Source organism: Candidatus Thermoplasmatota archaeon, assembly GCA_035540375.1.
Taxonomy (GTDB): Archaea; Thermoplasmatota; SW-10-69-26; order JACQPN01; family JAJPHT01; genus DATLGO01.
In genome coordinates this window covers 22364-35248 of sequence record DATLGO010000049.1, presented here as the reverse complement: position 1 = coordinate 35248, position 12885 = coordinate 22364, and the positions used below count along the sequence as shown (strand labels likewise).

The 12885-nt window shown below is 72.1% G+C and carries 5 protein-coding genes; 4 read left to right on the top strand and 1 reads right to left on the bottom strand.

The genetic code is table 11. The annotated features are described in order from the left end of the window. The first annotated feature begins 4 nt into the window (after positions 1-4). From VM889_05765 to VM889_05755, 3 genes are all read left to right on the top strand, one after another. A complete protein-coding gene (locus VM889_05765; protein ID HVL48043.1) occupies positions 5-1396 on the top strand; it encodes an aspartate kinase in 1392 nt (463 codons plus the stop codon). Next, positions 1393-2430, top strand: a complete 1038-nt coding sequence (asd, locus tag VM889_05760) for an aspartate-semialdehyde dehydrogenase (GenBank protein ID HVL48042.1) — start codon at positions 1393-1395, stop codon at positions 2428-2430. The genes VM889_05765 and asd overlap by 4 nt, the downstream gene beginning before the upstream one ends. A gap of 64 nt (positions 2431-2494) precedes the next feature. Further along, positions 2495-8515, top strand: a complete 6021-nt coding sequence (locus tag VM889_05755) for a PKD domain-containing protein (GenBank protein HVL48041.1) — start codon at positions 2495-2497, stop codon at positions 8513-8515. Here the strand turns inward: VM889_05755 and VM889_05750 are convergent. Next, a complete protein-coding gene (locus VM889_05750; GenBank protein ID HVL48040.1) occupies positions 8491-8784 on the bottom strand; it encodes a hypothetical protein in 294 nt (97 codons plus the stop codon). The two genes, VM889_05755 and VM889_05750, sit on opposite strands and share 25 nt — an antisense overlap. On the opposite strand from VM889_05750, the gene VM889_05745 reads away from it, so the two are divergent. Beyond that, complete coding sequence (locus tag VM889_05745) at positions 8758-12651, top strand: S8 family serine peptidase (GenBank protein HVL48039.1); 3894 nt, start codon at positions 8758-8760, stop codon at positions 12649-12651. The two genes, VM889_05750 and VM889_05745, sit on opposite strands and share 27 nt — an antisense overlap. Positions 12652-12885: the final 234 nt, after the last annotated feature.

Here is a 12885-nt window from a genome sequence, read left to right as displayed (position 1 = left end):
GGTCATGAAGTTCGGCGGCACGAGCGTCGGATCCGGCGAGATGCTCGTCCGCGTGTCGGACATCGTCGCCGCGTCCCCCGGGGGCCGCGTCGTCGTCATCAGCGCGATGAGCGGCGTCACCGACGCCATCCTCGCGGCGCTCGACAAGGTCCGCCGGGACGAGAGCGCGATCGATCCCTTCCTGGCCTCGCTGCGCGACCGCCATCTCAAGGCGATCGAGGACGCGGGCGTCTCCGACGTCGAGGCGGACCGCGCGCGACGCGAGATCGACGAGCTCGTCCAGAAACTCGAACGCCTCCTCTACGGCATCGCCTACACGGAGGAGCTCACGGGCAAGTCGCGCGATCTCGCCGTCTCCTTCGGCGAGCGCCTCGCGGTGCGCGCCCTCGCCGCGACCCTTCGATCCCGCGGGACCCCGGCGGAGGCGCTCGACGCGGACGCCGCGGGCGTCGTCACGGACGGCGTCTTCGGCAACGCGAGCCCCATCATGCCGGAGGTCGAGCGCAACCTCGCGAGGACCGTGACGCCGCTCGTCGAGCGGGGCGTCGCGCCGGTCGTCACCGGCTTCTTCGGGGCCGACCCCCTCGGTCACGTGACGACCTTCGGCCGCGGCGGGTCGGACTACACGGCGAGCATCGTCGCCGCCGCGCTCCGCGCCGAGCGGCTCGAGGTCTGGAAGGACGTCGACGGCTTCCTCACGGCGGACCCGCGCGTGATCAAGGAAGCCGCGCCGATCGACGTCATGACGTACGACGAGGCGGCGGAGCTCGCCTACGTCGGCGCGAAGGTGCTGCACCCGCGGACGGTCGAGCCCGTCAAGGAGCGCGGCATCCCCATCTACGTGCGCGCCACGTTCGATCCCGCGGGCGAAGGCACGCTCATCACCTCCGACACGCCCGCGACGGCCCTGTCCCTCCGCAGCTGCGCGACGAAGGGCAAGCTCGCGATCATCCGCCTCTACGGCCCCGGCATGGCGTACACGCCCGGCATCGGCAAGAAGGTCTTCGCGGCGCTCGGCGACGCGAAGGTCAACGTCTACAACATGGCCGCGAGCCAGGCGAGCTTCGCGCTCCTCGTGAACGAGGAGGACCTCGACCGCGGCGTCAAGGCGCTCGAGGCCATGCACGAGGGCATCATCCAGTCGGTCGAGGGCATCCGCGACATGACCCTCGTCTGCGTCGTCGGCCGCGGCATCGGGTCGACGCACGGCACGGCCGGTCGCGTTTTCACGGCCGTCGGGAACGCGGGCGTCAACATCGAGATGATCGGCGTCGGCGCCTCCGACATCGCGCTCAACTTCGTGATCCGGTCGCGCGACGCGGAGCGATGCCTCGTCGCCATCCACGACACGTTCTTGAAGAAGGAGCCCCGCAGGAAAGGAGCGAGCAAGCCATGACAAAGCGCGTGAAGGTCGCCGTGCTCGGCGCGACGGGCGCCGTGGGCCAGAGATTCATCGAGCTCCTCGAGAACCACCCGGTCTTCCAGGTGTCGGAGCTCGTCGCGAGCGAGCGCTCGGCGTCCAAGACGTACGGGGAGGCCGCGAACTGGATCCTCGCGTCCCCGATGCCCAAGGCCGCGCGCGACCGCGAGGTGCGGCTTGCGACGGACGACCTCGACGCGGACGTGTGCTTCAGCGCCATCCCGTCCGGGATCGCGGGCAAGGTCGAGACCGATCTCGCCGCGCGCGGCTACAAGGTCTTCTCGAACGCCAAGGACCACCGCATGGACGCGGATGTCCCCCTCATCATCCCCGAGGTCAATCCGGAGCACGCGGCGCTCGTCGAGCGCCAGCGCACGGACGGTTTCATCGTCACGAACGGGAACTGCGTCGGCATCCCGCTCACGATGGCGCTGAAGCCCCTCCACGACAAGTGGGGCGTCGAGCGCGTGAACGTCGTGAGCTTCCAGGCCGTCTCGGGCGCCGGCTATCCCGGGGTCCCGAGCCTCGACATCCTCGGCAACGTCATCCCGTACATCGGCAACGAGGAGGAGAAGGTCGAGACCGAGCCGCTCAAGATGCTTGGCAAGCTCGGGTCGCGCGGCGTCGTCCCGGCCCCCATCGCGATCAGCGCGACGTGCGTCCGGGTTCCGGTCGAGGAGGGTCACTCCCTCGCGGCCCATGTGCAGCTCAAGAAGAAGGCGAAGAGCGAGGACGTCGCCGCCCTGATGGCCGCCTGGCGAGGCCGACCCCAGGAGCTGAAGCTCCCCAGCGCGCCGAGATCGCCGCTCGTCGTGCGCTTCGAGGCGAACCGTCCGCAGCCCCGGCGGGACATCCTTGAAGGCAACGGCATGGCCGTGAGCGTGGGGCGCGTCCGTGCCGATCCGCTCGCGAGCGTGAAATTCTTCCTGACGAGCGCGAACACGATCCGCGGCGCCGCGGGGTGCAGCATCCTGAACGCGGAGCTCTTCCACGCCGAAGGCCGCCTCTGACGACGGGCCCGGGAAAGGATCAAGACGCAAGCGCGCGGTCCGGCTCTCTCCAGGGGGGCTATCATTGCGCGCACGAGCCAACGTCCCGCAGAAGGTCCTGATCCCGATCGTTCTCGCCGTGCTCGCGGCCTCCCCTTCCGTGAGCTCGTCGTTCGCGGCCGGCGGGCTTCCCGCGATCGCGCTGGAGGCCGAATCGGTCACGCTCGGTCCTCACGCGTCGAGGCTCGGCAGCCTCCGCGAGGGTCTCTTCCTGGGGGAGAACGTCTCCCACACGGGTCAGAAGGCCCCCTTCGGCGACGAAGTCGCCTCGATCGCCCCGGCCCGGCCCGCGAAGCGGGCGGATCCCGTCGAGCCGGAACCGGTCGACCCCGAACGCCTGCCGCCAGTTACCGCCTCCACCACCCCGCGGCGCCTCCATCCGCCCATCGTCATCGCGGACAACGCGGGGTTCGCGTCCCCCTCCTCGGGCGTCGTGCGGGGACGCGGCACCGCCGTCGACCCCTACGTCATCGAAGGGTGGGAGATCGTGGGCGGCGAGAACACGACCGCGATCGTGGTGCGCAACACCACGGCGCACGTGATCATCCGGGACCTCCTCATCCGCAGCGTCCACGATCGGCCCACGTCGGCCTTCTTCGGCTTCGACCTCGCCGACGTGGCGAACCTCGCCTTCGAGGGCAACATCGTGCTCCACACGAGCCACGCCGGCCGCGTGTTCGCCCGCGGGGACGTCGTTCCCGCGAACGTCCGTTTCGAGGGCAACCTCGTCCGCGACATGTTCGCGAGCCCGTCGAGCGACCTCACGAACCTCCGCGGGTGCATCTGGGACATCTGGCAGGGCGGCGAATGGTGCACGGGCGTGGAGGTCGCCGGGCGCGGGCTCGTCATCGCGGGTAACGCCTTCGTCGACGCGCCGACGCGCGACGCGGCGCTCTACGGATCGAACGTCCACGGCGCCCACGTCCGCGACAATCTCTTCCATCGGGCCGGGGGCATCTGGCTCAGCGGGAACGGCAACCTCGTCGAGAACAACACCCTGGAGCACACGTGGGCGCGGTCGGGACGGAGCCTTTCGGACGGCCACATCACGCGGTTCGACTGGGACATCGGGGTCTACCCGGACGCTCGCGATTACCACGGCGGCATCGCCGTCGTGGGGAACGACGCGACCATCCGCGCGAACCTGCTGCGCTCGGCGGACGGCGTGTTCGTCGGAAGCGACCGGTACGCTTCCCTCGTCCGCCGCGCCCTCGTCGAAGCGAACGTCCTCGAGCGCGCGGGAGGCGTCCACGTCGTCTGGGCGACGGACGTCGAGGTCCTCGACAACGACATCGACGGCCTCGGCGTCTGGGTCTTCGGCGCCGAGCGCGTCCGCATCGCCGCGAACGCGGTGACGACCGTCGCCGACGACGGCGTCCTCCTCTACTTCAGCTACCGCGGTCACGTCGAGAACAACACCCTCGTCGGGGACCCCCTCCTCGGCGCGAACTGGTACGGCATCCGCCTCCTTGGGTGGGATGGACACGGCCGCTTCCGTCCCGTCGTCGGGCATCACGTCCTCGCCGACAACCTCGTCACGGGCTTCGACCGCGTGGCGCTCGCCGTCGTCGCGCCCGAGTTCGAGGCCGGCCGCTTCGAGACCGTCCACGACAACCTCGTCGTGCGAAACCGCTTCGAGAACTCCACCTGGGGCTATCTCTTCCTCGGCGTCGCGCGCCTGACGCTTCGCGACAACGTCGCCGCGGACGTCCGCTACGGCATCCGGTTCTACCCGTTCTACACCGACCGCAACATCGACCACGACATCGACGGGAGCAACGTCGTCAACGGACGACCCCTCCTCTTCGTGACGCGCGCCTCGGAGGTCGACGTGAACGGCAACCTCACGCAGTACCACGCCGTCATCGTCCTGCGCGCCGACCGCGTCGCTGTGCGCAACCAGGTGATGCGCGACGGCGGCGACCGCGTCTTCCTTTACCGCGTCAAGGACGCGGTCGTCGAGCGCAACGTCTTCGGCGGCAACTGGAACAGCGTCGTCGCGACGAACTCCAACCTCACCGTGCGATCCAACACGTTCGAGGACGACGCGCAGAACGGCGTGAGCTTCTTCGCCGACTGGTGGCCCGTCCGCACGATCGCGCGCGCGGTCATCGAGGACAACCTGTTCACCTCGCGCGACGCGCCGGGCTGGTATCCCACGAGGACGGAGGGGCGGGACCTCGGGCACGCGGCGCTCGAGATCATCGGGGCCGACGCCCCGACGATCCGCAACAATCTCTTCGAGAACCGCCACGTCGGGGCGAACCTCCGCGTCGCTCGCGCGCCCGTCGTCGAGGACAACGTCTTCCGCGGCGCGGGGACCGCCATCAAGAGCATCGGCTCGGCCTACGGTCTCGTGCGCGGAAACCTCATCGAGCGCGCCCACATGGGCATCGTCGACGCGGGGGGCATCCGGGACGTTGTCGAAAACAACGTCGTCCTGGACGCGAAGTACGGCATCGCCTCGGACGGCTACCGCGTGACGATCCGGGACAACGTCGTCTCCTTCGGGGAGATCGGCGTCTATCTGGGCGCCTACCTCAACCTGGCCTCGGCCTCCGGGGAAGTCCACCGCAACCTCGTCGTGGCCGACCATCCGACCGTCTTCACCGGCGTCGGGATCTACATCGACCACACGACCTACGGCGAGGTCATCCGCGTCGAGAACAACACGGCGCACGTGGCGCAAGGGTTCGGCCTCGTCGACGTGAGGCCCGAATGCTGGACCGCGACGCCGAGCTTCATCGCGCGCGCGAACCGCGTCGAATGGAGCGCCGTGGGCCTGTACCTCTGGTGCACGAAGGGCGACGTCGCGATCCCCGCGAAGGCGTACGTCGTCGCGGACAACCACGTGCGCGGCAATATGTGGGGCATCTATCTCGAGCAGCTGTCGACCTCGTCGTGGTCGCTCGACGCGAAGCGGAACTGGTGGGGCAGCGCGCGCGGCCCGACCCATCCCGCGAACCCGGCGGGCGACGGCGACGCGGCGGGCGGGACCGTCGCCGGCACCGTCGCGTACGACCCCTGGCTCGAGGCGCCGCCCGCCCGCGGCGTCGCGGACCTCGGCCTCACGCTCTCGGGGCCTTCCTCCGCGACCGCGGGCCTGCCCGCGACCTTCGGGGTCGCCGCAGCTTCCGCCGTCGAGCGCGCGCTCCTCGCCACGGGCGAGGGCCGGCTCCCGCGCGCCTACGAGGGTCTTCCCGCCGCGGTCGCGCACACGTTCGCCACGGCGGGCGACCGTCGCGTCGTCGCGGCGGCCGCGGCCCCCGGCGCCCACGGCCTGGCTTCGCTCGCGGTCGGCGTGGCGAACCCTCCCCCCTCGGTCCACCCCTCCGTCCTGGGCCTCGCCGTCGCCGGCCGACCCGCCGTCCTCGACGCCCGCGTCTCGGCCGTGGACGCCGGGTACACCGCCTCGATCCGTTGGACGTTCCCGGACGGCGCCGTGTCGACGGCCACGGCGCCGGCGCCCGCCCCGTCGCCCGCCGCCCGCGAGGTAACGCCCCTGCGGGCGCCCGTCCTCTCCGGGCCCCTCGCGCGCGTCGCCGTCTTCACTGAGGGCCCCGCCGCGGACCGCGTCGACGAGATCGCCGCGCTCGGCGGCGCGGTCCGACGCGTCTGGACGCTCGTCGACGGGTTCTCGGCCGTCCTCCCGGAGGACGCCGTCGCGCGCCTCGAAGCGCAGGACTGGGTCCGCGCGGTCGTCCGCGACGAGCCCATGGAGCTCGCCGCCCTCGCGGCCCACCGCGAGACGCGCGTGCGCGAAGCCGCCGACCTCGGCTTCCTCGGCCGCGGCGTCGCGGTCGCGGTGGTCGACTCCGGCATCACGGACGCGCACCCCGACCTCGAAGGCCAGGTCCTCGAAGGGGTCGACTGGAGCTGGAACTGCGACACCGCGCCGCCGTGCCCGAACGCGGACGACGAGCTCAAGCACGGTACCGGCGTCGGGGGCGCGATCGCGGGGCTCGGCCGCCTCTCGAACGGGGCCCACGCGGGCGTCGCCCCCGGCGCGAAGCTCGTCGACGTGAAGGTCATCGACCGGGACCCGATCGCCCGCGACGCGTACGTGCCGACGCTCGATGGCCTCGACTGGATCGCCGAGAACCACGAACGCCTCGGGATCCGCGTGGTCTACGTCGGCCTCGTCCGCTCGTGCCAGTTCGACATGTGCTTCCCCGACCACCGCGCGAACCGGCAGCCGATCGACGCCTTCGGCGACTTCGCCGACGCGCTCGTCGAGCGGGGCCTCGTCGTCGTCCTCCCCGCCGGGAACCGCGGGCTCTGGGGCCGCCCGGACATCGCGCCCGACGACCCGCTCGCCTTCGACGCGCGCAACCGCATCACGCCTCCCGGCAACGCCCGCCTCGGGATCACCGTCGGGGCCGTCGAGGACCACGGCACCCCCGATTGGAGGGACGACACGCTCGCGTCGTTCTCCTCCCGCGGCGGCGGGCTTTCCCGCGGGAAGCCCGATCTCGTCGCGCCCGGGGTCGCCGTGACGGCGCCCGTGTCGTTCGCCGGGCGCCACAGCGCGTCGGCCTTCACGGGCACCTCGTTCGCGGCCGCCCAGGTCGCCGGGATCGCGGCCCTGCTCCTCGAGAAGGACCCCTCGCTCGATCCCGCCGGCGTGAAGGACGCGCTCCTTGCGACGGCCCGCAAGCTCCCGTCGGACCCGGGACCCACGCCGAACGCCGCCTTCGGATGGGGCCTCGTCGACGCCGTCGCCGCCCTCGAGCGCGTCGACGGCGCGACCCCGTCGCGGCCCGTGCTCACGTTCCCGACGCCGGGCCGCCACGCCCTCACGGTCGCGGTCGTCGACAACCTCGGTCGGGAAACGGTCGAGACGGTGCAGGTCGCGGTCCACGGCGTCATCCCCAGCTTCACGTGGTCGCCCGCGACCGCGGGCGTGGGCGAGCTAGTCGCCTTCGCGGACCGCTCCGTCGCCCTCGAGGGCGCCGCGCTCTCCTTCGCGTGGGAGTTCGGCGACGGGTCGACGAGCGCCGAGCGCAACCCGACGCACGCCTACGCCGCGCCAGGCCTCTACCGCGTGAACCTGACCGTCACCGAAGCGGACGTCGGAGCGTGGACCTACGAAGCGAAGGTCGCCGTCGGCAGCCTCGTCGCGAACGCCGGCCCCGACCGGACGGTGGACCGCGGCCGCGCCGCCGTCTTCGACGCGTCCCAAAGCCGCGGCGTCAACACCGCGATCAAGGACTATCTCTGGGACTTCGGCGACGGGACGCCCGTCGCGAAGGGCCGGGTCGTGACGCACGCCTTCGCCGACCTGGGCGTCTACCGCACGACCCTCACCGTCCGGGACGCGGCGGGCCGGACGTCGTCGGACACGATCGAGGTCACGGTCGTCCCGCCGTACGGCCTCCGCGTCGAGACACCGACCCTCCCGCCGGGATCCGCGATCGTCGCGAGCCCGGGCGAGACGCTCCGCATCCCCGTCACGGTCACCGCGACCGGGGAGCGCGACGACAACGTCTCGCTCCACGTGCTCGGCCTTCCCTCGGGGTGGAGCGCGAGCCTCGACGCGAGCCCGCCGATCGCCATCGAACGGGGCCAGTCCCGCGTCGTAAACGTCTCGCTCAAGGCCTCCTCGAGCGCAAGCGGTCCCGCGAGCGTCGTGGCCATCGTCCGCGCGACGAGCGAGAACGGGGCCACCGCGGCCTCGGTCGCCGTACGCGTCGAGGTGCCCCTCGTCGTGACCGCGACCCTCGCGAAGCCGCGCTACGGCATGGCGGAAGCCATCCATCTCCGCGTGCAGGCGACGTGGGCCGACGGACGGCCCGTCGCGGGCGTCCAGGCCCAGGCCGTCGTCTCGTGGGAACCCGGCCTCGAGGGCGTCACGCCCGGCCGCAAGAGCCCCGCGACGCGCAGCGCCACGTCCTCCACCGGACCGGACGGAACCGCCATCCTCGTCCTTCCGCCGGACCTCGGGCCCCTCCACGGTCCCGGCCGTCACGACGTGTCGCTGACGGCCTCCCTCGCGGCCCGCGTCGGTGTGCGTTCGCTCGTCTACGACGTGGGGGTGGTCGCCTGAGGCGCGCCGCCGTCGCCGTCCTCCTCGCGTTCCTCGTCCTCCCGGCGGCGTGGCCCGGGGAAGCGGCCGGGGAGCGCGGGTTCGCCCGCCTCGTCGTCGGCTTCGACGCGCTGCCCGACCTCGAGCGGGGAGACGAATACGCGGGAGCCCGCGTGGTCGCCCGCAACGACGCCCTCCGTTTCCTCGCGGTCGAGACGGACGATCCGACCCGCGTCCTCGCCTTCGCGGGTCGCGACCTTCGCGTGCGCTTCGTGGTCGAGGACGTCCACGCCCGCTGGATCGAAGCGATCCCGAACGACCCGCGCTACGCCGAGCAGTACGGGCCCCAGCAGATCCGCGCCCCCGAGGCCTGGGACGCGACCGTCGGGTCGACGACGCGCAACGTCTGCATCGTGGACACCGGAATGCGCGCGACCCACGAGGATCTCGCGGGCGCGCGTTACCTCGGCGGTCGCGACTTCGTGAACCTCGACGACGATCCCCGCGACGACAACGGCCACGGCACGCACGTCGCCGGCATCGCGGCCGCGACGACGGGGAACGGCAAGGGCATCGCGGGCGTCGCGCAGGTGGGGGTTCTCGCGGCCAAGGTCCTCGACGCCACGGGCCAGGGCTGGGCGAGCGACATCGCAAGCGGCATCACCTGGTGCGCCGACAACGACGGGCACGTCGTGAGCCTGAGCCTTGGGGGTCCGACGGCGTTCCTCCCGATGCAGATGGCGGTCGACTACGCTTGGCACCAGGGCTCGCTCGTCGTCGCCTCCGCGGGCAACGACGGCCCCTGCTCGAACTGCATCGGATACCCGGCCCGATACGCGAATGCGATCGCCGTCACGTGCACGACGCGTACTCTCGCGCGTTGCGACTTCTCGTCCTCCGGGGCGGAAGCGTGGATCGCGGCGCCCGGCGATTCCGTCCTGAGCGCGTGGCACGTCGCCGACGACGCCTATCAGTCCCTCTCGGGAACGAGCATGAGCGCGCCGCACGTTTCGGGCGCGGCGGCCCTCGTGTGGAGCGCGCTGCCCGCGCTCACGAACGCGGGACTCAAGGACCTCCTCCGGGCCACCGCCTCCGACCTCGGCACCGCGGGCCGCGATGTCCAGTTCGGATACGGTCTCCTCGACGTGAAACGGCTCCTCGACGCCGCCGTCATCCCGCCTCCCCATCGCGTCGTGTCGGCGGAAGACTTCGACGACGGCGTCGCCGACGGATGGACGCTCACCGGCCTCTGGCGGGTGGACGACGCCTGCGCGACGCCGCCGTCTTTGCCGAACTACCTCGGCTACCACCGCGCCACCGCGTGCGACTACGACGTGCTGAACCAGCGCAGTTTCGGCGACGCCGAGTTCACGGTGGACCTCACGAGCGCGGTCGCCGCCGCGCTCGCGTTCGAGCACTGGTGGGAGACGGAGACCACGCCCACGCTCGTCGCCTTCGACCAGATGATGGTCCAGGCGAACGTCGCCGGATCCTGGACGACGATCCAATCATGGGACTCCCGCGCGCCGAACCCCGCGGGCTGGCAGGGGGTGCACCTCGTCCTCGACGCGTTTGCGGGCAAGGTCGTGAAGCTCCGCTTCCGCTTCGACAGCGTGAACCAGGAGAACAACCTCGGCCGCGGATGGTACGTGGACAACGTCCGCGTGATCGCGCCCGACAACGTGCCGCCCGTCGCCGACGCCGGTCCCGACGTCATCGTCCGGGACGTCGACGGAACGGGCGGGGAGCCGGTTCACCTCGACGCCTCCGCAAGCCGCGACCGCGACGGGAGCCTCGTTCATCACGAATGGCTCGACGCCGCGGGAACGCGGATCGCCACCGGCGTCCGCGCGTCGCCGGTGCTCGCCCTCGGGTCCCACGTCGTGACCTTGCGCGTCGTCGACGACAAGGGCGCCGCCGCGACGGACACCGTCCGCGCCGTCGTGCTTCCAAACCGTCCGCCCGTCGCGTACGCGGGGCCCGACCGCGTCGCCCGCGATCCCGACGGCGACGGCCTCGCGACCTTCGCGCTCGACGGACGCGAATCCGTCGATCCCGACGGGGCGCTCGCGCTCCACGAATGGCGACGTGCGGGCTCGATCCTCGCGACCGGCGCCACGGCCACGGTCGTCCTTCCGGTCGGCGTCCACGAGATCGTCCTCCGCGTCATCGATGCCGGGGGGGCCTCCGCCGAGGACGTCGCCGTCCTGACCGTGCGCGCGAACGAGCCGCCGCAGGCCCGCTTCGCGAGCGACTGCGGCCTCGACGGATGCGTCTTCGACGCGGGCGCTTCGAGCGACCCCGACGGCGCGATCGTCCGCGCCGCGTGGACCTTCTCCGACGGCGCGACGCTCGAGGGGTTCGTCGTCGCCCACGCGCTTTCCGAAGGAGAGCACGAGGTGGCGCTCGTCGTCACGGACGACGGCGGCGCCGAGTCCCGCCACGCGCGGACCGTGAGGGTCGCGAAGCATCGTCTCGTGGACGAGGACTTCGACGACGGTCTCGCGCAGGGCTTCGTCCTCGACGGCCTCTGGCGCGTCGCCGACGCTTGCGGCGCCTCGCGCTCGGCCCCCTCCTACCTCGGCTACCACCGCGCCGCGGCGTGCGACTACGACACGGGCGCGCGCACCGCGGGGTCGGCCACGTTCGCCGTGGACGTTCCGAGCGGCTCGGTCGCCGCCCTCCGCTTCGCCCACCGGTGGGAGACGGAGCGCACGAGCGGAGGCTCGTTCGATCGACGCCTCGTGCAGGCGAGCCTTGACAACGGGGCCACGTGGCAGACCCTGCGAGCGTGGGACAGCCGAGACGCGAACGCTCCAGCCTGGCGCGATGAATCCGTCCCGCTCGACGCCTTCGCCGGAAGGCGTGTGCTGCTGCGGCTGCACTTCGACAGCGTCGAAGGAAGCTACAACCGCCACCTCGGATGGCACGTCGACGACCTCGTCGTGGAGGCCGTGCCCGACACGAACCTGCCTCCCGTCGCCCTCGCGGGGCCCGACCGCGTCGTCGCGGAGGCGGACGGCGACGGACGCGAAACCGTCACGCTCGACGGCTCGGCCTCGTTCGATCCCGACGGGGTCGTCGTGCGCCACACCTGGAGGCTCGGCGGGTCCGTCGTCGCCTCCGGACCCGTCGCGGTCCTCTCGCTCCCGCTGGGAACCCACGCGGTCGAGCTCGAGGTCGCGGACGACGCCGGCGCGCTCGCGCTCGACGCCGTCGTCATCGAGGTCGTTCCCGAACCGTCCCTCGTCCCCTCGGCCGGTCCCGACCGCCGGGTGGACGCAGGGCACCTCGTCACGTTCGACGCGGCGGCAAGCCGCGCGATCCACACGTCGATCTCGACCTACGCCTGGGACTGGGGCGACGGCACGGCGGGCTCGACGACCCGTCTCGCGAAGCACGCCTTCGCCGCGCCCGGCGTCTACACCGTGACCCTCACGATCGCGGACGCCTCGGGAAGGACCGCCACGGACGCCGCCGTCGTGACGGTGACGCCCCGCCACGGTCTCGCCCTCGAGAGTCCCGTCCTGTCCGGGCCCGGGCGCCTCGCCGCGACCCCGGGCGTCGCGACGAGCGTCCCGGTCGTCGTGACCGCGACGGGCGAAACCGGCGACAACGTCACCCTCGCGCTCGTGGGCTTGCCCTCGGGATGGACCGGGGTCCTCTCGTCGACCCAGGTCGGACTCGAAGCGGGAGGATCCTGGCAGCTCCAGGCAACGATCGCGCCGCCCTCGAATCCGCTCCTCGCGGCGAGCGCGAACCCGCGCGTCGTCGCCCTGAGCGAGAACGGCGTGACCGTCGCCGTGCTCACGATCGCGATCGACACCCCGCTCACCGTCTCGTTCTTCCTGGATTCGGAACGCGTCCGCCCCCTCGACGACGTCCATCTGCGCGCGGTCGCGCGGTGGGCCGACGGCTCGATCGCGAAAAACGTGCAGGTCGCGGGCTCCGTCCGGTGGGAAGGATTGCCCGCAAGAAGCCTCCCGTTCTCGCAAGCCACGGGCGCCGACGGGACCGCGACCATCCGCCTACCCGGGTCGCTCGTCGAGACGGGCCTCGCGAGGGCGCACGGCCCCGGCCACCACGCGGTCGCGGTCGCGGCCCATCTCGGGGCGCGCTCGCTCGCAAGCGCCCTGTCGTTCGTCGTGGAGGCCTGACGCAACCCGGCGGTTGCCTCCGCAATCGCCCGGCTGGTCCAGTTCAAGGACCGCGGTTGCGATCGGGCCACCGGAAGCGCTTCGGCGCCTCCACGATCCCCCGGAAGGGTTCGGACAACCGCGGGTCGCCCCCAACGCCTCCCCCTCCTCGGCGACCCGCGGCCTCCTCTTCTTCGCGCGCCGAACGGGGGGACCCGCAAGGGGCCGCTTGCCTCCGCAACCCGCCCCTTCGTC